Source organism: Mucilaginibacter gotjawali (assembly GCF_002355435.1).
GTDB lineage: Bacteria > Bacteroidota > Bacteroidia > Sphingobacteriales > Sphingobacteriaceae > Mucilaginibacter > Mucilaginibacter gotjawali.
Genome location: NZ_AP017313.1, coordinates 3,150,162 through 3,175,234, shown reverse-complemented (window position 1 = coordinate 3,175,234; position 25,073 = coordinate 3,150,162). Strand labels below are relative to the sequence as shown.

23 protein-coding genes and 1 pseudogene are annotated in these 25,073 nt (G+C 42.5%); 13 read left to right on the top strand and 11 right to left on the bottom strand.

What is annotated here, in order from left to right:
- Nucleotides 1-29 precede the first annotated feature (29 nt).
- From MgSA37_RS14175 to MgSA37_RS14155, 5 genes are read left to right on the top strand one after another with little or no spacing between them, the layout of a single operon-like run.
- Nucleotides 30-1,403, top strand: a complete 1,374-nt coding sequence (locus MgSA37_RS14175; protein WP_096352788.1) for a Fic family protein — start codon at nt 30-32, stop codon at nt 1,401-1,403.
- An 18-nt stretch (nt 1,404-1,421) separates the two neighbouring features.
- Complete coding sequence (locus tag MgSA37_RS14170) at nt 1,422-2,546, top strand: aspartate aminotransferase family protein (RefSeq protein ID WP_096352787.1); 1,125 nt, start codon at nt 1,422-1,424, stop codon at nt 2,544-2,546.
- Nucleotides 2,547-2,585: 39 nt separating this feature from the next.
- A complete protein-coding gene (locus MgSA37_RS14165) occupies nt 2,586-3,533 on the top strand; it encodes a Rossmann-fold NAD(P)-binding domain-containing protein (protein WP_096352785.1) in 948 nt (315 codons plus the stop codon).
- Between the two features lie 11 nt (nt 3,534-3,544).
- Nucleotides 3,545-3,844: a hypothetical protein gene (locus MgSA37_RS14160; RefSeq protein ID WP_096352784.1), complete on the top strand. Its 300-nt coding sequence runs from the start codon at nt 3,545-3,547 to the stop codon at nt 3,842-3,844.
- Between the two features lie 11 nt (nt 3,845-3,855).
- A complete protein-coding gene (locus MgSA37_RS14155) occupies nt 3,856-4,473 on the top strand; it encodes an FMN-binding negative transcriptional regulator (protein ID WP_096352782.1) in 618 nt (205 codons plus the stop codon).
- A gap of 18 nt (nt 4,474-4,491) precedes the next feature.
- Here the strand turns inward: MgSA37_RS14155 and MgSA37_RS14150 are convergent, their stop codons facing one another.
- On the bottom strand, nt 4,492-5,742 hold the full coding sequence (locus MgSA37_RS14150) for a cation:proton antiporter (protein WP_096352781.1): 1,251 nt from the start codon (nt 5,740-5,742) through the stop codon (nt 4,492-4,494).
- 70 nt (nt 5,743-5,812) lie between these two features.
- The gene (locus MgSA37_RS14145; protein ID WP_096352779.1) at nt 5,813-7,126 is read right to left on the bottom strand and encodes an NAD(P)/FAD-dependent oxidoreductase; all 1,314 of its coding nucleotides are present in this window, start codon (nt 7,124-7,126) and stop codon (nt 5,813-5,815) included.
- Nucleotides 7,127-7,432: 306 nt separating this feature from the next.
- Between MgSA37_RS14145 and argB the strand changes: the two are divergent.
- Nucleotides 7,433-8,280: pseudogene (argB, locus tag MgSA37_RS14140) on the top strand (acetylglutamate kinase).
- Nucleotides 8,277-9,095, top strand: a complete 819-nt coding sequence (gene proC / locus MgSA37_RS14135; RefSeq protein WP_096352778.1) for a pyrroline-5-carboxylate reductase — start codon at nt 8,277-8,279, stop codon at nt 9,093-9,095. Before argB ends, proC begins: the two are co-directional and overlap by 4 nt.
- Nucleotides 9,096-9,121: 26 nt before the next feature.
- Here proC and MgSA37_RS14130 read toward each other — a convergent pair whose 3' ends face one another.
- Together MgSA37_RS14130 and ctlX are read right to left on the bottom strand one after the other, a co-directional pair.
- Nucleotides 9,122-10,516, bottom strand: coding sequence for an arginine decarboxylase (locus MgSA37_RS14130; protein WP_096352776.1), 1,395 nt, complete (start codon nt 10,514-10,516; stop codon nt 9,122-9,124).
- Between the two features lie 185 nt (nt 10,517-10,701).
- Nucleotides 10,702-11,628, bottom strand: coding sequence for a citrulline utilization hydrolase CtlX (ctlX, locus tag MgSA37_RS14125; protein WP_232010864.1), 927 nt, complete (start codon nt 11,626-11,628; stop codon nt 10,702-10,704).
- A 107-nt stretch (nt 11,629-11,735) separates the two neighbouring features.
- Between ctlX and MgSA37_RS14120 the strand changes: the two genes are divergently transcribed.
- Nucleotides 11,736-12,431 (top strand): CoA transferase subunit A, encoded by a 696-nt coding sequence (locus tag MgSA37_RS14120; protein ID WP_096352773.1) that lies wholly within the window; start codon nt 11,736-11,738, stop codon nt 12,429-12,431.
- Nucleotides 12,432-12,433: 2 nt separating this feature from the next.
- Entirely contained in the window at nt 12,434-13,090 is a 657-nt protein-coding gene (locus MgSA37_RS14115; protein WP_096352772.1) for a CoA transferase subunit B, read from the top strand.
- A 77-nt stretch (nt 13,091-13,167) separates the two neighbouring features.
- Here the strand turns inward: MgSA37_RS14115 and MgSA37_RS14110 are convergent, their stop codons facing one another.
- The 5 genes from MgSA37_RS14110 to MgSA37_RS14090 all read right to left on the bottom strand — a co-directional run bounded on the left by MgSA37_RS14110 (nt 13,168) and on the right by MgSA37_RS14090 (nt 16,748).
- On the bottom strand, nt 13,168-13,803 hold the full coding sequence (locus MgSA37_RS14110) for a uridine kinase family protein (RefSeq protein ID WP_096352770.1): 636 nt from the start codon (nt 13,801-13,803) through the stop codon (nt 13,168-13,170).
- Nucleotides 13,796-14,419, bottom strand: coding sequence for a LysM peptidoglycan-binding domain-containing protein (locus MgSA37_RS14105; RefSeq protein ID WP_096352769.1), 624 nt, complete (start codon nt 14,417-14,419; stop codon nt 13,796-13,798). The genes MgSA37_RS14110 and MgSA37_RS14105 overlap by 8 nt, the downstream gene beginning before the upstream one ends.
- Nucleotides 14,419-14,871: a LysM peptidoglycan-binding domain-containing protein gene (locus MgSA37_RS14100; protein WP_096352767.1), complete on the bottom strand. Its 453-nt coding sequence runs from the start codon at nt 14,869-14,871 to the stop codon at nt 14,419-14,421. The genes MgSA37_RS14105 and MgSA37_RS14100 overlap by 1 nt, the downstream gene beginning before the upstream one ends.
- A 21-nt stretch (nt 14,872-14,892) precedes the next feature.
- Nucleotides 14,893-15,666 (bottom strand): DUF4905 domain-containing protein, encoded by a 774-nt coding sequence (locus tag MgSA37_RS14095; protein ID WP_096352766.1) that lies wholly within the window; start codon nt 15,664-15,666, stop codon nt 14,893-14,895.
- 62 nt (nt 15,667-15,728) lie between these two features.
- A complete protein-coding gene (locus MgSA37_RS14090) occupies nt 15,729-16,748 on the bottom strand; it encodes a hypothetical protein (RefSeq protein ID WP_096352764.1) in 1,020 nt (339 codons plus the stop codon).
- Between the two features lie 70 nt (nt 16,749-16,818).
- Between MgSA37_RS14090 and proS the strand changes: the two genes are divergently transcribed.
- The 3 genes from proS to MgSA37_RS14075 all read left to right on the top strand — a co-directional run bounded on the left by proS (nt 16,819) and on the right by MgSA37_RS14075 (nt 20,333).
- Nucleotides 16,819-18,291, top strand: a complete 1,473-nt coding sequence (gene proS, locus MgSA37_RS14085) for a proline--tRNA ligase (RefSeq protein ID WP_096357497.1) — start codon at nt 16,819-16,821, stop codon at nt 18,289-18,291.
- 70 nt (nt 18,292-18,361) lie between these two features.
- Nucleotides 18,362-19,501: a cystathionine gamma-synthase gene (locus MgSA37_RS14080; protein ID WP_096357495.1), complete on the top strand. Its 1,140-nt coding sequence runs from the start codon at nt 18,362-18,364 to the stop codon at nt 19,499-19,501.
- 58 nt (nt 19,502-19,559) lie between these two features.
- Nucleotides 19,560-20,333: a TIGR02757 family protein gene (locus MgSA37_RS14075; RefSeq protein WP_096352763.1), complete on the top strand. Its 774-nt coding sequence runs from the start codon at nt 19,560-19,562 to the stop codon at nt 20,331-20,333.
- 326 nt (nt 20,334-20,659) lie between these two features.
- Here MgSA37_RS14075 and MgSA37_RS14070 read toward each other — a convergent pair whose 3' ends face one another.
- Together MgSA37_RS14070 and MgSA37_RS14065 are read right to left on the bottom strand one after the other, a co-directional pair.
- On the bottom strand, nt 20,660-22,066 hold the full coding sequence (locus MgSA37_RS14070; RefSeq protein ID WP_096352761.1) for a serine hydrolase domain-containing protein: 1,407 nt from the start codon (nt 22,064-22,066) through the stop codon (nt 20,660-20,662).
- A 392-nt stretch (nt 22,067-22,458) separates the two neighbouring features.
- On the bottom strand, nt 22,459-23,517 hold the full coding sequence (locus MgSA37_RS14065; protein WP_096352760.1) for a nucleoid-associated protein: 1,059 nt from the start codon (nt 23,515-23,517) through the stop codon (nt 22,459-22,461).
- Nucleotides 23,518-23,697: 180 nt separating this feature from the next.
- Between MgSA37_RS14065 and mnmE the strand changes: the two genes are divergently transcribed.
- A complete protein-coding gene (gene mnmE, locus MgSA37_RS14060) occupies nt 23,698-25,071 on the top strand; it encodes a tRNA uridine-5-carboxymethylaminomethyl(34) synthesis GTPase MnmE (RefSeq protein WP_096352758.1) in 1,374 nt (457 codons plus the stop codon).
- Nucleotides 25,072-25,073: the final 2 nt, after the last annotated feature.

Sequence of the window (25,073 nt, the reverse complement as noted above, 5' to 3'; positions counted from 1 at the left end):
ACTGTTTATTATTGTAATTTAAACTTTATATGAAACACAATCTTGACATTGTAGATGAACTTTACGCTACATTGAATACTCTTCAGCCTTTAGAGCCGGAAGATAAAAGTCGTCTTGATAAAAAATTCAGGTTAGAATTTAACTATAATTCCAATCATATAGAGGGAAATACTTTGACTTATGGTGAAACAGAGTTGTTGTTATTGTTTGATGATACAATTGGCAATCATAGTATGCGCGAATACGAAGAAACGAAAGCGCATGATATAGCCTTCCGTTTTGTTGAAGAATTGGCTAAAGATATTGAACGCCCTTTGACAGAGCAGATAATTAAAAACTTAAATGAAGTTATTCTTGTACGCCCATACTGGAAAGATGCCCTAACGCCCGACGGTCAAAACACCCGCAGAGAGATAAAAGTTGGAAATTATAAGGAATATCCGAATTCTGTACGTTTGCAAAATGGTGAAATTTTCGAATATGCGTCGCCTGTAGAAACACCAATACTGATGCAAGAGCTGATAAATTGGTTTCGCGACGAAGAACACGCATTGCATCCGGTAACTTTGGCAACAATACTTCACTATAAATTTGTACGGATTCATCCATTTGATGATGGTAATGGCCGGCTATCCAGGCTGTTAATGAATTATGTTTTATTAAAGAATAATTATCCGCCGGTAATAATCAAATCATCAGATAAGAACAATTACCTACGTGCGTTACACCTTGCAGATATAGGTGATTACGGACCTTTAATTAATTACGTAGCCGAACAAGTAGTTTGGTCTTTAAAAACCGCAATTAAAGCCGCCAGGGGAGAGTCATTAGAAGATGAAGACGATTTTGTAAAAGAAATAGAATTAATAAAACGAAAAGCCTCTTCTAAAAATATACCTAAGTCGCCGGGTATAGTTTACAATACTTTTAAACTAATAGATACCAAACTTTGGAATACCGTATTAAATACTTTAACATATTTTGATACACTTTTTAATGAAACTAAAAATATTCATAGTGTAAACAATCTTGATGAACAATTTGAAACAAGGTATGTTTCAAACTTTGAATTAAAAGGCATACTGGGGCGGACAGAAATATCTGATGAACCTAAAAAAACTAAAATTTTTGGTCACGACGTTTACACATGGGATATTTATACCATTAGTTGGGAGCATATTATGTATGCTTTGCAAGGGGCAGAAACACCAATTGATTTAAGAATACGCTTAGAAGCAAACTTCAATAACCACAACTATACGATTCAATTGAAAATATACAGTTCCATAATATATGAAACTGTTAAAGCCTATAAAGACGTTTTCTTAGCTACAGAAATAGATGAAATAACTCATGCCTTAAAAAAACATCTTATCGAATTTATTAAAGAGAAGGTCAATTAAAATATCTACCCCAAATACATGAAACTATTCGACGTATATCCCATAAATCCAATAAACATAATACAAGGTATTGGTAGCCTTGTTTATGATTCTGCAGGTACCGAGTACCTTGACCTTTACGGCGGCCACGCGGTTATTTCCATCGGTCACACCAATCCGCACTACGTTAAACGACTTGAAGACCAACTGCACCAGATTGGGTTTTATTCAAACTCCATCGAGATCCCCTTGCAAAAACAACTGGCTGAGAAGCTGGGCCATGTTTCCGGCAAAGAGGATTACCAGTTATTTCTTTGCAATTCAGGAGCTGAGGCAAATGAGAATGCCCTAAAACTGGCATCATTTTATAACGGCAAAAAGAAAGTGATCGCTTTCAGCGGGGCATTTCATGGCCGCACCTCATTAGCGGTGGCAGTTACTGATAACCCAAAGATCGTTGCGCCTGTAAATGAAACAGACAATGTGATCTTTGTATCCTGGAATGATGAGCTTGCTTTGGAACAGGCATTCGCCGCAAATGAAATTTCATCTGTGATCATTGAAGGCATACAAGGCGTTGGGGGGATCCAGGTTGCGCCGGAAGGTTTCCTGCAAAAAATAAGGTCGTTATGCGATGCCAATAATGCTGTTTTTATAGCTGATTCGGTACAATGCGGGTATGGGCGCACCGGTAAATTCTTTTCGCATGACTTTGCAGGCGTAAATGCCGATATTTATACCATGGCGAAAGGTATGGGCAATGGTTTCCCGGTTGGAGGGATCATTATATCGCCTAAAATCCTGCCGGCTTATGGTATGCTGGGCACCACTTTTGGGGGAAATCACCTGGCTTGTGCTGCCGGTTTAGCTGTTTTGGAAGTGATGGATCGGGACAATCTAATGAAAAATGCTGCTGAAGTAGGCGGCTATTTAATAACAGAGCTTAAAAAATTCGAAAAGGTAAAAGAGGTGAGGGGACGCGGCCTGATGATAGGTATTGAATTACCGGCCGAGTTAGCGCATGTACGTAAGGAATTACTATTTACGCATCATATTTTTACCGGCGAGGCAAAACCAAACGTGGTAAGGCTTTTACCGGCACTGAATTTAACCAAAGCGCATGCCGACAGATTTTTAGAAGCATTTGCTACTTTAGTAAAATAAAATATAAATTTTTAAAGCCCCTTTAGGGGTTTGGGGCCTATGAAACTATTTTCCTCTGTTCACGATGTTCCTGATGTTAAAGCGCTGGTAAAAGAAGCTTTGCATCTGAAAGAATTCCCTTATGCTTTTAAAGCTTTGGGCGAAAACAAAACAATGGCGCTTGTATTCCTTAATCCAAGCCTGCGTACGCGTATGAGCACACAAAAAGCGGCCCTTAACCTGGGCATGAACGTAATGGTGCTGAATATGGACAAGGAGGGATGGGCCCTGGAGCTGCGCGATAACGTGATCATGAATGGCACTACTGTTGAGCATATCCGTGAAGCGGCAGCCGTTATGGGCGAATATGCGGACATCATTGGTGTTCGCTCATTCCCCGGCTTAAAGGACAGGGAAGAGGATTACAGCGAAATGATCTTCAATAAGTTTGTGCAATTTTGCGGGGTGCCCGTGGTTAGCCTTGAATCGGCCACGCGCCATCCCCTGCAAAGTTTGGCCGACCTGATCACTATTGAAGAATTAAAAACCAAAGCCCGCCCGAAAGTTGTTTTAACCTGGGCGCCGCACATTAAACCATTGCCGCAAGCAGTACCCAACTCATTTGCCGAATGGATGTGCAGGGGAGATGTCGATTTCACCATAGCCCATCCAAAAGGCTATGAGCTATGTGCCGATTTTACACAGGGCGCAACTATTACCCACAACCAGGATGAAGCTTTAGCGGATGCCGATTTTATCTACGTAAAAAACTGGTCGGCTTACGAGCCTTATGGCCAGATTTTACCGGGCAACGAAGACTGGATGCTCACGAACGACAGGCTGAAGATCACTAACAAGGCTAAAGTAATGCACTGCCTGCCCGTAAGGCGCGATTTGGAACTATCATCAGAAATATTGGATGGTGAAAGCTCCATTGTTGTGCATGAGGCTGGCAACAGGGTTTGGGCGGCACAGGCGGTTATAAAACGAATGCTTGAGGGTTTGTAATAACGGTTTTAATGAAAACCGATCATATAAAAGAAATAAAAATTGACGAATCCGGAAGGCTATGTATCTTTCCTGAAAAAGAAAGATTCTCAATGATCTGGAGGTCTGCAACAGAAGTTCATTGGGATGACAAAGGATTATTCCTTTTTTCTCCTAAGCCAAGGGAATGGTCGTATTTTGACTGGTATAAGCATATCATCAAAGTAGTGCAGGAAGCAAATTGTCATTTAGTAATTACAGACAAAACGGTTTGGATAGATATTCCTCCAACACTGAAAGAGGAAATTGAAAGTTTTTGTAATTTGATTTAAAACCACGGTTAATGTATATTCCCCCTTTCAATAAATTCGAAAACCAACAGGAAGCCATTGCTTTTATGCAGCGTTACAGTTTTGCAACGATTGTAACTGTGAAAGATGGTTTGCCTGTTGCAACTCATCTGCCGTTTTTGGTTGAAGAAAAAGATGGGATTGCAACGCTGCGTTCTCATTTTGCAAAGGCAAACCCGCAGGCGGCAGAGAGCATAGATACAAAAGTGCTGGTGATTTTTACCGAACCCCATGCGTACATCTCACCAAAACATTACGAAAAAGTTGAAAGTGTACCTACCTGGAACTATTTAGCGGTACACGCTTATGGGAAATTTAAATTACTGGAGGGTGAAGAGCATAAAGCCGCGTTGCTGAAAGCGACTATACGAAATTTTGAGGCTGAATACTTAAAGCAATGGGAAAGTTTGCCTGACAAGTATAAGCAAAACATGATGAAAGGGATCGTTGCCTTTGAAATTGTGGTGGACGACCTGCAGGCCAAAGCGAAACTAAGCCAGAACCGGAGTGAAACTGAACGGGAAAACATTATCGGCGAATTAGGCCGGTCAGAAAATACCAGTGAGAAGGACGTAGCCACTTATATGGCTTCATTGGGTACAAAGCCCTGACCTATAAAACCCGATCTCTTATTTTGTAACCACGGCTTTTGATGACCTTCTAATCAAACTATTGAGGGTTAAGCCCTGGATGATGATTGAAAATATAACGATAAAATAACTGCCGCATAGGATAATATGCCGGTATGGGCTAAATGGCAGCGACAATGCCAGGGCAATGGAGATCCCACCCCGGACACCTGCCCAGGTAAGGATATTGATATTACTAAAATTAACATGTAATGTGCGGTGCAGGAAGGTTACCGGAACAAAAATGCTGACCCAGCGGGCCGGCAATATCAAAAGGATGGCAATTCCGCCAGTGAGCCAATAATTTGTAATATACGGCAGGTTAACCATCTGTAACCCGATCATCACAAACAAAATCGTGTTGAGCATTTCATCTATCAAACGCCAAAACCGCTCTAATGCTTCCTGCGAATGCATCTTTTCATCGGCATTTATGGTTCTGTTTCCGGTAAATAAACCTGCTGAAACTGCTGCAAGGGGTATTGACAAATGCAGATACGCCGCGACGACAGAAATTGTCATCACCAGCGATATGGAAATGAGTACAATGGTTTGAAAATCAGTAACAGATTTCATTAAACGAAAAGCGATGAACCCCAAGACTAATCCTAGCGTCAGACCGCCAAAAACCTCCCTTACAAATAATAATGCAGTTTGTGCAAATACGAAATGATCAACCCCTGATTTGATCACCTCGAGTATTGAAATAAAAAGCACCAGCCCCACGCCATCATTAAATAACGACTCACCTGAAATGATCGTAGCCAGGTTTTGAGGCAAACTGGAGCTTTTGATAATGGCTCCAACCGCAACAGGATCAGTCGGCGAAATGAGCGCACCAAACAAAAGGCAGTAGATGAATGGTATTTTTATATGAAATAGCATCGCGGCGCCAAAAAATAAAGCGCCAAAAATTACTGCAGACAGGATAACACTTATGGTACTTAGGGCAAAAACCGGGCGCAATTCCTTTCTTAATCTCTTTGAATCTGAATTAAAAGAGCCCGCAAAAAGCAAAAAACCCAGCATGATATCCAATACCGTGCCGGAAAAATCAATATTCTTTGCTAAAATGGTAAGGTAATGTGCAATATCCGGGTCTAATTTATCGATTGTAATGGTGGCGACAGAAACCAGGATGGCGATTGTAACGATGCCAATAGTGCCCGGCAGTTTAATAAACCGCGCGTTGATATATGAATAAGTTGCGCTGGTAACAACCAGCAACGCTATTATTAAAAAAAGATCCATAGGCTGTTATTTACATCAGGATGTTAATGTAATGGCATAAATCGGGGATTGTTTTAATAATTACTTGTCGTTATTTTGACAGTACTTCCGGCATCCTGGTTTCGGTATTAAAATATCTGACAATTAGCCTGTTATCGCTATTTTTTGTGAAATAATTAATCGCCCACCTCAATAATACAATTCCCTTGTTGGCAAACCCCACCAGCGACAGGATATGTACCAGGCTCCAGATGACCCATGCAAAAAATCCCTGGATATGGAATTTCCCCAGGTCGGCCACAGCTTTATTGCGGCCAATGGTGGCTAGTGAACCTTTATCAAAGTATATAAATGGCTCAGTGGTTTCGCCTTTTACCAAATGCGCAATGTTTTTAGCAAGTGTATTACCCTGCTGAATAGCAGCCGGGGCTACACCCGGATGCCCGTTAGGGAATTCCGCACTGATCATAGCAGCAACGTCACCAATAGCAAATATATTTTCATAACCTTTTACGCGGTTAATCTCATCCACATAAATACGGTTCCCTTTGGAGACCGTTTCTGCCGGGATTCCCCCGGGCATTTCGCCTTTTACACCCGCCGCCCATAGTACATTCCGCGTTTTTATGGTTTTGCCGTTATCTATCGTAAGGTAAAAGCCATCGTAACTCTGCACATGCGCGCTGTTATAAATAATTACGCCGTCTTTTTCCAGAAACGCCTTGGCTTTTGCTGATGCCTTTGGCGACATGGCAGCAAGTAACCTGTCTTTACCTTCTACCAGGTAAACACGCATATCATATTTGCTCAGGCCATGGTAGTCTTTCATTAAAATCAAATGCTTCATCTCGGCCAATGCGCCGCAAAGTTCCACCCCTGTAGGGCCGCCGCCAACAACAACAAAGGTCATCAGGGCAAACTTTTCCCTCATATCCGTGGTAACCAATGCAGTTTCCAGGTTCTGGAGGATGAGGCTGCGCAGATTCAAAGCTTCCGGGATGTTTTTCATCGGCATGGCATAGTGCTCGATTTCCTTATTTCCGAAAAAGTTAGTGTTTGACCCGGTGGCAATTACCAGGTAATCGTAACAGATCTCACCAATGTTAGTAGTCAGTGTATTTGACTCCGGGTTGATCTTTTCAACGTCAGCCATATTAAAGGTAAAATTATCCTGCCTGATAAAGATCCTCCGGATAGGGAAACCAATAGAATCTGCCTCCAGTGAGCCCATAGCCACCTGGTAAAGTAATGGCTGGAATGTATGGTAATTGTGCCTGTCGAGCATTAATATGTCCACAGGGGCTTTTTTTAGGGCCTTTGCTAAGGTCAACCCTCCAAATCCTCCACCTATGATGACTACGCGTGGTTTTTGACTTTTTTTATGATCCTGGGAAATTGTAAACATGTGTATTTATAAAAAAATCAATATTACATAAACTTTCATTAATCAAAATGTAAACTTATGCTTTATCCATACACGACAACATTTTTAAAGGCGTTGAGTTTGACCCCCATATTAAATTTTGATTAACAACAGTTTTTAGATTTCCTGTTTTTGATGATGCGTTAATATCAAATAAACAATTAGATCATAAATTCTATAAGTTTTTAACATTTTTTAATAAGATTTGCCTGTTTTTTTAGTATTTTTAGCCGCAACAGGTATATAATCGTATGTTTTTCAGTTTTATTTGCCTGCCAAGCGGTTAATATGAATAAAATCGACCAGGTTTTGACAAAGCAGCAGCAAAATAAAGGTGATAGATACCTGTATATTATAAAAATTGGTGGAAATGTTATTGATAATTCGGAAAACCTTTATCGTTTTTAAAGGATTTTACCGCACTGCCGGGGTTTAAAATACTAGTACATGGCGGAGGCAAAGTAGCAACGCAACTTTCGGAAACATTAGGAGTGGAGGCTAAAATGGTAGATGGCCGCAGGATAACAGATATAGAAACCCTGAGAGTGGTAACGATGGTGTACGGAGGTCTGATCAACAAAAATATTGTTGCTCAATTGCAGCGGTTTGGTAACAACGCCATTGGCCTTACCGGTGCCGACGGGGATTTTATCCGGGCAAAAAAACGTCCTGTAAAAAAAATTGATTACGGTTTTGTTGGCGATCTCGACGAAAATTCTATCAAGCCACAAAATCTCATCAGCCTTATGGATGCTGGTTTTACGCCTGTTTTTTGTGCGCTCACCCATGATGGTGCCGGGCAGTTGCTAAACACCAATGCCGATACCATTGCATCTGCGCTTGCCGTAGCATTGGCGAAATATTACCATACCACCCTGATCTATTGTTTTGAGAAGAAAGGGGTATTGAAAGATATAAATGACGAAGAATCGCTGATCAGAGAAATAGATCCCCAATATTACGAAGAATTAAAAGAACAACAGGTAATACATAGCGGAATGCTGCCCAAGCTTGATAATGCTTTTACCGCGATAGCACGCGGTGTAAAAAAGGTGATCATTGGCCATTCAAACGACCTGGGAAACATAAAAGAACATCAACCATTTGGTACAAATTTAATCGAACATTATTTATGAATTCACAACAGCATATTGCCATACTGGGCAGCGGTAACATCGGCTTGTCGTTGGCTAAAGGCCTTGTTAAAGCCGGAATTTGTAAACCCCAGCAAATTACCCTTACCCGCAGAAACGTTGGCGCATTGTCTGCCTATGCTGAAATGGGTTACCACACCACAGATAACAATTTGAAAGCCGTTAGAAAGGCCGACTATGTGGTACTGGCCGTATTGCCGCAGCAATTGAATAAACTGCTGGATGAGATCCGTCCTTCCATCAGGCCGGAGAAACAACTTTTAATTTCTGTAGTTTCTGGCGTTAGCTGCGCGGATATCCGCCAGCAGCTGGATCTGAATGTGCAGGTAATCAGGGCAATGCCCAATACGGCCATCGCTATCGGGCAATCCATGACCTGTATTGCTACCGATAACGGCACACCTAAAAATATCAATTTTGCACGTTCGTTTTTTGAAACAGTTGGCGTAACTATCCAGATCAACGAGGAACTGATGACATCAGCAACCGCGCTTTGCGCCTGTGGCATAGCGTTCTTTTTACGGTCAATCCGTGCGGCTTCGCAAGGCGGCACCGAAATTGGGTTCCATGCACACGATGCTTTAAAGATGGCTGCTCAAACTGCCAAAGGCGCTGCCGATCTGCTGTTGCAGCTTTCCTCGCACCCTGAACAGGAAATAGATAAAGTAACCTCGCCAAGCGGATGTACCATTGCAGGTTTAAATGAAATGGAACATAATGGCTTCAGCTCTGCTATGATAAAAGGCATTAAATTATCGGCAGCCAAAGCAGGCGACCTTTATCATAAAGAACAATGAATTGAGCGTAGAGATTAGTTTAATCTCTACGTTGTGTATCCCAGCAATTTCATTACTTGTTTACTGTTTTGCTCCTCGCCAAAAACTTCAAAGTTGAATGTCTCATCACGGTTACGACGGATGATCACATGTTTTGGTGAAGGCAGCAGGCAATGATGGATCCCGCCATACCCGCTTAAAACTTCCTGGTAAGCGCCGGTATTAAAAAAGCCGATGTACTGCACCTTACGCGTTTTAGGCATAAACACGCTATTCATATGGGCTTCCTGGTTATAATAATCCTGGCCGTCGCAGGTGATGCCGCCAAGGTTAACCCGCTCATATTCGGAGTCCCAGTTGTTTATTGGCAATAAAATATATTTCTGGTTAAGTGCCCATACATCAGGCAGGTTGGTAATGAATGAACCATCCAGCATCAGCCATTTTTCACGGTCATTTTGCTGTTTACGGCCCAATACTTTATATAGAATACCCGATGCTTCGGCAACGGTGTATTTACCAAACTCAGTAATGATATCAGGTTCTTCGGTATCATTGTCAGCGCAGATCTCTTTTATCCGGCTCACAATTTCGTTGATCATATACTCATAATCAAAATCAAAAACCAGTGAATCTTTAAAAGGCATACCACCGCCAATATCAAGCGTATCCAGGTGCGGGTTTATCTTTTTAAATTTACAATAAAGGGTGACATATTTCTCCAGCTCGTTCCAGTAATAAGGAGTGTCCGAAATCCCTGAATTGATAAAGAAATGCAGCAGCTTAACACGGAAATTAGGATTCGACTCAATCTTATTATAATAGAAATCGATAATATCTTCCATACGTACCCCTAAACGCGACGTATAAAACTGCGAATCGGGTTGCTCTTCGGCGGCGATCCGGATACCGAGATTACATGGGGTATCCATTTCTATCTCGTCATCATACAGGTTAAACTCCTCTTTATTATCCAGTACCGGGATGATGTTTTTGAAGCCATCATGCAGCATATCAATAATATAGGTTTTGTACTGAAAAGTTTTAAAACCGTTACAAATAACTGTTACATCTTTATTAACCGCGCCTTTTTTCTCAAGGATATCGATCATCGGCATATCAAAAGCCGACGATGTTTCGAGGTGAATCTCGTTTTTAAGCGCTTCTTCAACAACGTGTTTAAAATGCGAACTTTTAGTACAATAACAATATTTATAACTGCCGCGATAATTGTTTTTTATGATTGCCTGTTGAAAAAGCAATTTAGCCTGTTGGATTTTTTTGGTAATAATAGGCACATAAGTGAAGCGCAGGGGAGTGCCATACGTTTCAATCATTTCCATTAAATTGAGGTCGTGAAAGTATAATTCATCTTCTATGATCTCAAAACCTTCCTGCGGGAAACCTACACTCAGGTCAAGAAATTCTTCGTAGCTCTGCATTTTTTAAAATTTTGCCAAAAATGTAATTTTTAAATGGAAATATGGGCTATTTGTTAGGAGAAATTTTTAGCCTGAATGTAATTTATTTTTGTCCATAGGCAATGGACCATAGACCATGGCAGATATTGTTAGATTTAAACCAGCGTTAAACAATGGACTATCGACCATCGACTATCGACCATCGACTATCGACTTTCGGGTAAATGCACTTCCGCCATCATACATCGTGCACTTCCTCCGCCATTCGTCTCAATGGTGTTGATATCGGCATAAACCAATTTTCCATATTTTTCAAGCGCTCCTTTTTGTTCGTCATCCAGGGCATTAAATGCGTTTTGCGACATCACGATCAAGGTTTCGCCATCCTTGTTTTTAACTTCGAGCATATTGCCGGCAAACTGGTTCATTTGTTCAAAACTGATGCTGATAATCTCTTTGTGTGTTAGTTTAAGGATAGAGGTTACTGCATTCTTTTCATCGCTATCCGTAATGCTGTCCAGGCAAATAACCGCAAATCCGCTGCCGATACACATTAACACGTTGGTGTGATAAATGGCCATATGGTACTCATCGTAGGCATGAAAACTCACTTCTTTATAGCCGGCCTGTTCACAAAATAAAGCCAGCACTTCCCGGTCGGTTCTTGGTGATATGCAGGCATAGGCAATTTTACTAACCCTGTCGAGCACCATACTGCCGGTTCCCTCCAGGAATTTGCTTTCCTGTTCAAAGCCACTCAGGTCAGTAATATGTTTAACCTCAAATACATCTTCCAGTTGTGCAATGATGTCTTCCCGTCGTTCAAGCCTGCGGTTTTCAGCCTGCATCGGGTATAAAAATATATCGCCATCGTGATGAAAGGAGATCCAGTTGTTGGGAAATATAGAATCCGGGGTGTATGGATCAGGCGTATCGTCAACAACGGTAACATCCACACCATTTTCGCGGAGTATATTCACCATTCCATCAAACTCCCATTGCGCCTGTTCATTTGCGCTGTTTTTATCGGTATTTCGTTTCTGAAAAGCATTGCTTCCGGCAGTCTCTTCATTAAAGCCAAAATTTACCGGCCGGATCATTAAGATGTGAGATGTAGATTGTTGATTGACCATGATATCAATAATTATAAATCGGGGCAAATTTGCATAATTAAAACAATAAACCATAACTATCATCCTTGCATCAAAACACCTAACTTTACCGCAACCAATTATCAAAAATGAACAAAGTAGTTAATGGCGCTGATGAAGCTATCCACGATATAGGAGATGGCATGACCTTAATGCTGGGTGGCTTCGGAATGTGTGGCCTGCCCGAAAAATGCATAGCCGCCCTGGTGAAAAAGGGGACAAAAAACCTCACCTGCATTTCCAACAATGCTGGCGTGGATGATTTTGGTATCGGCCTGATGCTCAAACAACGGCAGGTAAAAAAAATGATCTCGTCTTATGTAGGGGAGAACGCTGAATTTGAAAGGCAATTACTCAGCGGCGAACTGGAAGTTGAGCTGATACCCCAGGGAACGTTAGCCACCCGCTGTATGGCGGCGGGCTATGGCATGCCTGCAATTTTCACCCCGGCAGGCATTGGTACCGAAGTGGCCGTAGGCAAAGAAATACGGAATTTTAACGGCAAGGCTTATTTAATGGAAATGGCTTTTGAAGCTGATTTTGCCATTGTAAAAGCATGGAAAGGTGATAGACTTGGCAACCTGGTTTACCGTGCAACCGCACGCAATTTTAACGCAGTGATGGCTATGGCAGGTAAAGTTACCATCGCCGAAGTGGAAGAACTGGTTGAACCGGGTGAACTTGACCCGGATCATATCCATACCCCGGGCATTTACGTGCACCGGATTTTCCAGGGAGAGAATTACGAGAAACGAATTGAACAACGTACGGTAAGAAAAAGATAACCATGCTCACTAAAGAAGATATTGCGAAGCGTATTGCACGCGAAATAAAAGACGGTTACTACGTAAACCTCGGTATCGGTATACCGACCCTTGTTGCCAATTACATACCTGAAAATGTAGACGTGATCCTGCAATCCGAAAACGGCTTGCTGGGCATGGGGCCGTTCCCGTTTGAAGGGGAAGAGGATGCTGATATCATCAACGCCGGCAAACAAACCATTACCATGCTGCCTGGCTCGGCGGTATTTGATTCGGCGATGAGCTTTGGGATGATCAGGGCAAAAAAGGTGAACCTTACCATATTGGGTGCGATGGAAGTATCTGAAAATGGCGATATCGCCAACTGGAAGATCCCCGGAAAAATGGTGAAAGGAATGGGAGGGGCGATGGACCTGGTGGCCTCCGCAGACAACATTATCGTGGCCATGCAGCACGTAAACAAGGCGGGCGAATCAAAGCTATTGCCGGCATGTACCCTGCCGCTAACAGGCGTAAAATGCGTCAAAAAAATAGTGACTGAACTGGCGGTGCTGGATGTGCTGCCCGAAGGTGGTTTTAAACTGCTTGAGCGTGCACCCGGCGTAAGTGTTGAAGAAATAAAAGCGGCTACAGCGGGTAAATTGATTATCGAAGGAGAAATACCGGAAATGGTTTTTTGATTTGAAGATTTGGTAATTTGAAAATTTGAAGATGGGCTCTCTGTTTTTAATTTTCAAATTGGCACATTTTCAAATCTTCAAATTAAAATCTTTTTTCTCAATTCTTTCGAAATCTCCTCTGTTACACAAATAATATCGTCCGCTTCGTGCGAGTTATTGGTAATCACCTGGTCGCATTCGCCTTTATAAGGTAATAAATATGCATTATAGGCCGGCACCACGTGGTTAACCCATCTGTACATCACATCCTCACGCGAATAACCGCGTTCAACAAGGTCGCGCTTAACACGGCGCTGCAGCGCGATATGATCATCAGCCTCGATAAAGATCTTGAGGTCGAGTGATGACGCGATCTCCCTGAAATGCAGTATAAATAAGCCTTCGACGATCAAAATAGGCGCCGGTTTAATTTCCAGCATCCTTGGTTCAACATCGGGATTATTAAAGGTATATTCCTTTTTTAAGATTGTTTCGCCTCTTACAAGGCGATTGATATCATCATTAAAATGTTCATGATCGACAGTCGAGGGCAAATCAAAATTGTAGAACATGTTTTCCTCTTTGGTCATGGTATGGGCCACAGGGATATAATAATCATCCTGCGAAACGAGGGAAACCTCCGCTTCGGTAAAATGCTCACGAAAACACTTTAAAAAAAAAGTTTTACCAGAGCCGCTGCCACCGGCTATCCCTATAATAAACGGTTTATTCATTCGGGCTGCCGTAGCTGATGTCCACATGAAAACGTTTGTCCAATGCCCCAAGCGCATCCGCTACGCTTTTGGTCATCACAATGATCACATCTTTTGTCGACTCATTATCGGTAAAGCGGCCAACCACTTTTGCAAAAGTGGTGCGGTTAGTCATTGGGTTAGTGAGTTTTATTACCGTGCCGATTGGAGCTGAGCGGTGCAATACCAGCTTTTTATTGGGGTCGAGCCCAGGGTCGTCCATCCAGGTTGCAACGCCTTTCTCGTTCTTTTCGAATAAGCCGTAGCGGTTTGCATTTAAATGCCGCTCGCTGTTAAGGCTATCCTGGTTCACCTGCACAACAGTAGTTGAATCACGTTTGGCTATCTGGGTATCCCTAATCATTACGGGTGGTGTGGGTGGCGGCGCTGCTTGCGTACCCGTATGCACCAACAATACCTGGCCTGGTGCCAGGTTTGTGGAAGTTAAATTATTCAATTTGGTGATGTCATCAACTGTGGTATTAAACCGTTTGCTGATGGCATAAAGCGTTTCGCCAGCTGAAACTTTATACTGTACAGGAGGTGTATTGTTTTGCTGGATCGATTGCTGAACAGGTTGCTGAACGGGCTGTTGCACTACACGCTCAGGGCTTGCTGGTTGCTCAACAACCGCTGTTGGCGTTTCATCCGTGTTGTTGTCCGGTGAATGTTTATGTTTTTTTTCTTCGCGGGCTTCTTTCGCCTCCCTGGCAAGCCTTTCCTTCTTTTCTTTTTTGTTTCCTTTTTTGGGGCCTCGGCTGTTTCCTTTGTTTTGCTCGTCTTCTTAAACGGAATCTCTGTCGGAATTTCAATAATCGTCCCAATTGACAAAACAGCTTTCTTTTTGCCGTTAAACTTCATCAAAGCTTCCGGTTTAATGCCGTAGCGCTTGCCGATAGAGTAGTAAGTATCTTTTGCTTTAACTTTAAAAAGGATCATCTTCTTGCCATCGTTATTTTTTACGCCAACTGAATCTATTACTGGTTTGGCAAAAAGAGATGTAGAAATGATAAGGGATAAAGCGGTGATCAATAAAAGCTTAAATTTCATAATTAAAATTGAATCAATATTTTATAGGGGTAAGACCTTAAGTTCGCACTTGTTTTTGATATATATTAACCTGTTTTTATGGATAATAAACGCCTCTGGCTGCATCTTTTGTATGCCGGCATTTAATAAATCTTCATAAACTATCGTATTGCTGCCGGGAATGGTCTGGTCAAATACTAAAAGCACCTGATTTAATTCCCCTCCCTTTAGCGCGTGCAAAGATACAATTCTGAAATTATTGTATTCAAGATAATGCGTGCTATTTCCAAACGGATGTACTGAAATTAATTTAACAGGCAACTCTTCCGGTGAAACTATATGGGGTAGCACAATACTATTTTGCAAGTCCTTATACAAAGACGGTTGGTAAAGGCGTTCTGTTGCACCGGTTTTGATATCAAGCAGAAATAACTTTCTGGGATGGATCCGCACATCATAAACAACAGGGCCTTTTTCGGTTAAATAATCAAACGTATAAGTGTAGTTGCTCCATAGTATTTTAGCTGAGCCTGCCTCAATAGCCATTAATCCCTTATGTGCCGGCCCGGATTCTGATTGATAAAAGTGCAATAGTAAAACACCGTCAAATGCAGCTTCAATACCTGTGAGCCATTTTTCTGGTGCTGCAATGTTTTTAAATAAAACAGTGCCATCTGATAAACTAACCGCCGCGAAACTTACTTTCCGTTCTTCTTCATTCCTGATCTCGACAAAAAGAGTGTCACTTAGTTCATCAATTTCCATCCGCCAGATAACGCCGTCAAATTGTTCGCTGATTAGAGATGCAATAGCCATGTTGATTGCAAAGATGTGAATTATGGACCGTAAGCGACAACTGATCGGAGCGAGGACATCAATTATTTGCTGACGAATGTTACTTCATTGCTCCAAACGACGTTGTATATCCTTAATTCGTCATCATAGCCTTCAAACAGGTCCTCTTCCACATTTTTATTAATATTGAGCCCAACTCGAAAACGTTGCTTGATTTTTTGGCTTTTTTTGTAAATAAAAGGCACAATATCAGTGCGGGCCGAATGAGCAGGAACGATAACTTCCTTTGGGACGTTATTGTCACAAGGCGGTTCCACGATCTCCAAATTTTTATTGTCAATATGATAAAACTCCTGCCACGAACAACTCATAGAATAGTATCTCAATGTCTTATCGCTATTGTTATGAACAGTAACCGGTATTTGGAAAACCTTTTCTTTAGTATAACTGTATTCATCTTCATCTGCCTTGGTAATTTTAGTTACATCAGCTGTTACCGTATAATGTTTTAGGTCATCTGCAGTAAGAAGATAAAGTTTCGTTGTTGGGAGGTTTATTTTTTCTTTTTGTTTCAGTTCTTCCCAATCTGATTTTCCATAAAAGGGATTGCCATCCTTATTATAGTTCAGTGTTATTGTATCGGTCAATATTTCGGGTCTGTGATTTTTTCTATCTTCAGTAAAATGATTTGATGCGTAACACTTGTAAAAACTCATGCTCACTTTTATTTGAATTAATTCATGAGGCTGTTTTGAAACTGTTAACTTTAAAGGAATCAGCAAAGACCTATGTGGGGGTATAGCTATTTGCTGAAAAACTGACTTTTTGCATTCCTCATCAACTAAATGCATATAACCATTAATTGTTATTTTAAAAAACTCACTTGGTTGGCAGTTTGAGCCCCAAAACCTCAATGTATCATCGGAATAATTGATAATAAAGGCACGAAGTACCTCATACTCTCCTCCGGAATCAGCGGCATAATATGAGCCAATTATTAATAGCCGCGGGGATGCAATTGGCTGTTTGGTGGTTTGAGCTCTTGTTGTAGCGAACCAGGCGCTAAGCAAAAACCAACACATTAATTTAAATTTAGCCGACATAGTTACACTCCTTACAGCCTAAATGTATAAATTTGGCGGCTGGTATCAAAAAAACAGCATTAATTATTATATGAGCAAAGGGGTTGTAAGTAAAGACGAAGATTATTCACAATGGTATAACGACCTGGTGATCAAGGCTGATATGGCCGAATACTCACCGGTTAAAGGCTGTATGATCATTAAACCTTATGGCTATTCCATTTGGGAAAAAATGCAGGCCGTATTGGATGTAATGTTTAAAGAAACAGGGCATGTGAATGCTTATTTCCCGTTATTTATACCAAAATCATTTCTTTCAAAGGAAGCTGCTCACGTAGAAGGATTCGCAAAGGAATGCGCAGTAGTAACCCATTATCGCTTAAAAAATGATGGTGAAGGCAATATTATAGTGGACCCAGATGCCAAACTGGAAGAAGAACTGATCGTAAGGCCAACATCTGAAACCATCATTTGGAATACGTATAAAGGCTGGATCCAGTCCTACCGGGACTTGCCTATTTTGGTTAACCAATGGGCCAACGTAGTCCGCTGGGAAATGCGCACCCGTCTATTTTTGCGTACCACCGAGTTTTTATGGCAGGAAGGCCATACCGCCCATGCAACCGCCGAAGAAGCCATTGAGGAAACCGAGCAAATGCTGAATGTCTATGCTGATTTTGTAGAGAACTGGCTTGCATTGCCGGTAATCCGCGGTAAAAAAACCGCTAATGAACGTTTTGCCGGCGCTTTAGACACTTATTGCATAGAAGCATTAATGCAGGACGGTAAAGCCCTGCAGGCGGGTACGTCGCACTTCTTAGGGCAGAATTTTGCGAAAGCATTTGAAGTTAAATTCACCAACAAAGAAAATAAACTGGATTATGTGTGGGCAACCTCCTGGGGTGTATCCACCAGGCTGATCGGTGCGTTGATCATGGCGCATTCTGATGATGCCGGTCTGGTATTGCCACCAAAACTGGCGCCAATACAGGTGGTAGTGGTGCCTATCTATAAGCACGAGGAAGAGCTTGAAAATATTGCAGCCTTTGTAAAGGGCTTAACCGCTGAACTGAAAGCAAAAAATATTTCGGTTAAGTTTGATAAAAGGGATACCCATCGCCCCGGCGCTAAATTTGCCGAGTATGAGTTAAAGGGAGTGCCTTTGCGTGTTGCTATAGGCAGCCGCGATATGCAAAACGGAACCGTTGAACTGGCCCGCCGTGATACCAAAACCAAAGAAACGGTAGCCCAGGAAGGATTGTCTGCAAAGATCGAGTCATTATTGGAAGAGATTCAGCAAAATATCTACCAGAAAGCATTAAAATTCAAAACAGAGAATACCACCGAAGTAGATACCTATGATGAATTTAAACGCTTGCTGGATGAACAACCCGGCTTTTTATCGGCGCACTGGGATGGCACTCCCGAAACTGAACAACAGATAAAAGATGAAACCAAGGCGACAATAAGATGCATACCTTTGGATAATAAACAGGAAGATGGTAAATGTATACTTACCGGGAAACCATCGTCGCAGCGTGTCATTTTCGCTCGTGCTTATTAATTTTGATTACTCGTTCATAGAAAATGGTTCAAAAAACCGTGAACTATGAACCATGAACTATGAACCAACCATGAAATTCGCAACAAAAGCTATACACGCCGGCCAAGAGCCCGACCCAACCACCGGAGCGGTGATGACACCGATCTACCAGACTTCTACTTACTGGCAAAAATCGCCCGGGGATAATAAAGGGTACGAATATTCGCGGGGTACCAACCCAACCCGCCACGCGTTGGAAAACTGCCTGGCTGCATTGGAAAATGCGAAATACGGGCTTGCGTTCTCCAGTGGTATGGGCGCTACCGACGCGGTGATGAAATTACTGCAGCCGGGCGATGAGGTGATCACCGGCAACGATCTTTACGGAGGATCATACCGCATCTTCACCAAAATATTTGCCAATTATGGGATCAAATTTCATTTTCTGAACCTGTCTGATCCGGAGATCATCAGGGAATACACCAATGAAAACACCAGACTGATCTGGATAGAAACGCCGACCAATCCTACCATGCAAATTGTGGATATTGAAGCGATTGCAAAGATCAGCAAGGAGAAGAATATTCTTCTGGCAGTTGATAATACCTTCGCTTCGCCATATCTGCAAAACCCGATTGATTTGGGGGCCGATATTGTAATGCACTCGGTAACCAAGTATATTGGCGGGCACAGCGACGTGGTAATGGGCGCCTTAATGCTGAATGACGAGGATATTTATAAAAGGTTATGGTTCATTTACAATGCCTGCGGCGCTACGCCCGGCCCTATGGACAGCTTTTTAGTGCTTCGCGGTATCAAAACCCTCCACCTGCGCATGAAGGCCCATTGTGAAAACGGCCGCATCATAGCCGAATACCTGAAGACGCACCCCAAAGTGGGTAAGATCTACTGGCCGGGATTTACCGATCACCCTAACCACGAAATAGCCAAAAAACAAATGCGCGACTTCGGCGGGATGATCTCCATCACTCTTAAAGGCGCTGATTTAAAGGAAACTTATCGTATCGCATCTTCATTTAAAGTATTTGCCCTTGCCGAGTCATTAGGCGGCGTAGAATCGCTGATCAATCACCCGGTGAGCATGACGCATGGATCTATTCCAAAGGAAGAGCGTGAAAAAGTAGGCGTGGTAGATAACCTATTGCGTTTAAGCGTAGGAGTGGAGGATGTGGAGGATTTGCTGGAAGATTTAGCACAGGCACTAGGATAGTAGCAGTCTTCAGTGGCAGTAGCGATCAATTTCGACAATAACTGCCACTTTTTATAACATGATCGAAAACATAAAAGCTTTTCTCGACTCAAAAGTCATTCAATATAACAGGCCTGACTTTATTCCAAACGACCCCGTTTCCATCCCGCACCTGTTTACCAAACAACAGGATATAGAGATCATGGGCCTATGGGCAGCCGTGCTGGCCTGGGGGCAGCGGGTTACCATCATCAATAAATGCCACGAATTAATCAAGCTGATGGATGGCGCGCCTTATGATTTCATCATGAATCACGAAGAACCCGACCTTAAAAAGCTACTGGAATTTAAGCACCGAACGTTTAATGATACCGATACACTCTATTTCATCTCGTTTTTCAGGCACCATTATTCAAAGTATGAATCACTGGAGGCTGCCTTCATGCCCCCCGGCCCCCTAAAGGGGGAGCTTGCGGTTGAACAATCGCTTAATTACTTCCGTTCGTACTTCTTTTCCCTGTCTGATTTCCCTCACCGTACCAAAAAACACATCTCCTCCCCATCACAAAAGTCCACCTGCAAAAGGCTGAATATGTTTTTACGCTGGATGGTACGCAAAGACGATTGCGGCGTTGATTTCGGTATCTGGAACCACATTAAACCGGCTGAACTCATCATCCCCTGCGACCTGCACGTTGACCGGGTGGCCCGCAAGCTTAACCTGATCACCCGCAAACAAACCGACTGGCAAACGGCAGTTGAGCTCACCGAACGGCTCAGGGAATTCGACCCGCTGGACCCCGTAAAATACGATTTTGCACTATTTGCGTTGGGGATTGAGGAGCATTTTTAAGTGCTGATGACTGCGCCTGTTAAATTGCTTGCCCGACTGTTCACCCCTGAACAGTAAGAACACCGGTGAACAGTAGGGAACACTAAATTATATGTAAATCATTGTAAATAAGTTTATTAACTCGAAATAAACAAAAATGAACACTTTGTATGCATTTGGGCTTATTTTGTATACATCTCATCATTAACCACTTGCGGCTTTTTAACAATTTGAACATTCAATAAAAACATCAAAAAACCGGTTAAAATCACATAAAAACAATCCAATCACAACTAAAAATCGGTGAAATCATGCGTTTAAAATCGGTGAAATCCCCGAAAAAAAAATCAGTGTTTATTAAATGCCGGTAAAATATACTTTTTAACCAATTCGTTTGACGGCGATTGCGTATTGTAGTTTCCGCCGGTTATCACTACAACCAGTTGCTGCTGTTTAAAAACGTAAATTTTCTGGCCGCCGTTACCCTGGGCGGCAAAGCTGTTATACCTTACCCCGCCATCAGCATCAAGGTATTTCAGCCACCACAAATAACCATAATCCACACCCTGCACCACGGACTGTTTACTGGTCGACTCCTTAACCCATTCAGCCGGCACCAATTGTTGCTTGTCCCAAACGCCGTTATTTAAATATAACAGCCCGAACTTGGCCATATCTCTCGGACGTAAAAATACCTCGCCATAGTTTTCGGCGCCGCGCTTGTCAGGCGTAAAATTCCATTTAAAGTTAGTAATGCCCATTGGCCTGTAAAGGTTTTTCAGCGCAAAGTCGTGCAGCGGCATATGGGTAGCTTTTTCGATAATACGCGCCATCGTAATGGGGTTGCCCGATGCGTAACGGCCCCTGGTGCCGGGCGTATCCAGCATCGGCAGGTCTAAGGTATATTTTACCCAATCGTCCGTATAGCTCATGGTATTTTCATTACCAACCGCTTTATCGTATGCCTCGTCATAGTTAAGCCCGCTTTGATTGCTCAGCAGGTCTTTTACCGTGATCTTTTGTTTTAATTCGGAGTTATTATTCAAGTGATATTCGGGGAAATAAGCCAGCACCCTTTCATTCACACTTTTAATATATCCCTGGTGAATGGCTATGCCAGTTAATGCCGAAATTGCGCTTTTGGTGGCCGACCGCTGCTCCTGTAAACTATCCCGGCCGTAGTTATAAAAATATTCCTCAAACACCAGTTTACCGTCTTTTATGATCAGCACACTATGAACATTCAGGTACTTTGCCGTCACTATTTTGTCCATCATGGCGGCTAATAAGGCGGTGTCAAGGCCTGCCTTTGCAGCATCCCCTGTGGGTAAGCCGTCATTCAACGCCGGTGGTATGGTATATTTGTAGTGATAATTTACCAAATCGGCAGGGCTCCTGGGATACCACATCTGTTGTGGAAAGGAAATATTTTTTGTGATCAGCTTAAACGAATCTTTCCCGGTAACATAGCCCGTAATCACATGCATACTATTACGTAAAAACCTGGTGCGCTGCCCCAAATTATTTACCACAACATCTTTGTCGACCGGCCGCAGGGCATAACTGCTCTGATTGATGATGCCATATAAAATAGTATCCACCGGCGAAGCCGCTATTTTTATAACGGCGTGGTTAAAATATTCGTAAACGCCTTCATATTCCTTCAACTGCTCATAAGTGACTGCATAATGTTTTTGAGCCGATAAAACAGAAGTGGTGAAAATAAGTAGTGCAACTATAAAGAACTTTTTCATAGGATGGTACGGGTTAAAAAGGGTAGGAGGTTATGATAGTTTAGCGAATTTTTCGGCAAAAAGATATTGTTTTTTTTTGGGGCATCAGCAACGGTTTGACAATGATACAATTGTATTTTGAATTTATCTTTGGTAAATTTGGGTATGGCAACACTTACCGTCAACATACAAAATAAAAAAGACCTTTCTGTTTGGAGGGAAATATTAGATCGGTTTGGTCTATCATATTCTGTTGACGCTAATGAGGAATAAGTTTTCAGAGAAGCTGAAATAGCCTCGTTAGTAAAAACAAAGCAGGATTTTATTGATGGGAAACCCATAGCCCGGAACTTGATCTACGTTGTTCCAACCAACCACCCACTTAATCAACTCATTCAACCTAATCAACCAACCTAATTCTCCTCCTTAAAATAAACCTTATAATAGTTCATGTGCTTGTCGTCATCAAAGCCTTTTTCAATAAGTTCCTTATCGCCGTGGATGTAGATGTGGAAATTCTTGTCCAGTTTTAACACGCTTTTATAAACGCGGGCCTGTTTTTTAACCGCATTGTCCGAGATCTCAAAAGTATCCGATATCGGGCTGTCGAATTCCTGTTCGTACTGGCTTTTAAAATTTTTAAAAGATTCAATAGCCTGCGGGTTGCCAATCACTTCGCCGGTAAACTCGTCCATATCAAAAGTATCTTTCTCTTTAAAATACTTCATGGAGCGGTTCAGCAGGTCGATCTTATCGGCTTTGCTCATTTCAAACTCGTCATCCAGCTTTTGGGTCACAAAGTTTTTGTAGATGCCCAGCGTATTGCTGGTTTGGTTAAAGCTGTCGTTACGGATCTTTAGCTGTAAAAACTGGTCTTTCCAATACACCGCAGCTTCCTGGCCGCCATTGGTTTTATCAATCACCACCACCTTGTAGCCGTTTTCCTTTTCGATATTAAATATCAAAACACCCTTGTCCAGCTTATTGATATTGATGGCATTCTCTTCATAATCCACCTGGAAACCGCCTTTATCCGGGTACACTTTCAGGTAAGTTTCTTTGTTTTCCGATTTAAAGATCCCGATGGCATCCAGCGGGTTACCCTCTATCTGCACTTTGTTAAAGTAGACCACATATAACTCCCCGCCTTTTATATTAGGGTGATTTGCAACCTTATAGAGGTGTTTTGCCAAACCTTCGGATGCACTGTGAAAGTACTCCTTATCGTCAAAAACCTGTGCTGCAAAATGATGAACTTCATTCAGGCTCAGGTTGCCGCTGCTATGGGTAAGGTGATAAACTTCGTTAGCCTTTTCAAAAGGTTTTAAAAAATATTGCATCAACAGGTTGGGGATGATCTCGTCCTTCAGTTCCAATGGATGATCGGACAGAGCATACATTTCACTAAGCGCCTGGTTACCCACATGGTGCACAGAGATCGTATCGAGCGAAGCTTCAAAAAAAGTTACCATAATTTATGGCCGCAAGTTAGTTAATTTAGTCATTAGGTCATTGCGTCATTAAGTCATTGGATAGTTGAATATGTTTTGCGTTGAAAAGAGACTTTAGGAACATTGCGCTTAAATAGCGACTTTTGCGCAAGGGTCTAAATCATTGTCCGAAAATCAATGACTCAATGACCCAATGACCCAATGACCAACAACGAAACAATCGTCGCCCTTGCAACACCAAACGGAACCGGAGCCATTGGTATTATCCGGCTTTCCGGGCCGGATGCTATTACTATCGCGGCAAGCGTATTTAAAGGCAAGGACCTCACCAAACAGCCTTCACACACCATTCATTTCGGAAGCATTGTTGACGGGGATATTATTTTAGACGAAGTTTTGGTTTCCTTATTTATTGCCCCGCGTTCATACACGAGGGAAAACGTGGTGGAGATTTCCTGCCATGGCTCGGCGTATATTATTGAATCGATCATCAAACTGCTCATCAAAAAAGGAGCAAGATCAGCCAAAGCGGGGGAGTTTACGCTAAGGGCGTTCCTGAATGGTCAACTCGATCTTTCCCAGGCCGAAGCCGTTGCCGACCTCATCGCCTCCAATTCCAAAGCATCGCAACAGGTTGCCCTGCAGCAATTGCGCGGCGGTTTCAGCAGCCAGTTGCAATCGCTGCGCGACCAGTTGGTACAATTTGCCTCGTTAATTGAACTGGAACTCGACTTTGCCGAAGAAGATGTAGAGTTTGCCAACCGCGACCAGCTCAAAAAACTTATACTTCAGATAAACCGTGTAATTCGCAGTTTGATAAGCTCTTTTGAATTAGGTAACGCAATAAAGCTGGGCGTAAACACAGTTATTGCAGGCAGGCCAAATGCAGGCAAATCAACTTTACTGAATGCTTTGCTCAATGAGGAACGTGCGATAGTGAGCCATATCCCCGGCACCACGCGTGATACCATTGAAGAGGTACTTAATATTAACGGCATTAATTTCAGGCTGATCGATACCGCCGGCATCAGGGAAGCTACCGACGCTATTGAGCAAATAGGCGTGGCGCGCACCATGGAAAAGATCAACCAGTCGGCCGTGCTGGTTTATTTGTTCGACGCCAGCCAAATTACTGCCGAAGAACTCAAAAGCGACCTGGAAAGCCTGCAAAAACCGGGAATAACTATGCTTGCCGTAGCCAACAAAATCGACTTGCTGACAACCCAAACCAATCCACTTCCGGACTTTCGGACTTCCGGACTTTCGGACTTCCTCCCCATCTCCGCCAAAGAAAAACTTCATATCGATGACCTTAAACAGCAGATCTACAGTGCCGCTATCAAGGACAAGTTAACCGGGGATGAAACATTGGTAACTAACATCCGTCACCTGGAAGCCCTGCAAAAAACCGAAGAAGCCCTGGCAAGAGTGTTGGACGGTATGGATACCATTACTTCCGATTTCCTTTCCATGGATATCAAGCAGGCGCTGCATTACCTGGGCGAAATTACCGGGGCGGTTACCACGGATGATTTGCTGGAAAATATTTTTAGTAAGTTTTGTATCGGTAAATGATG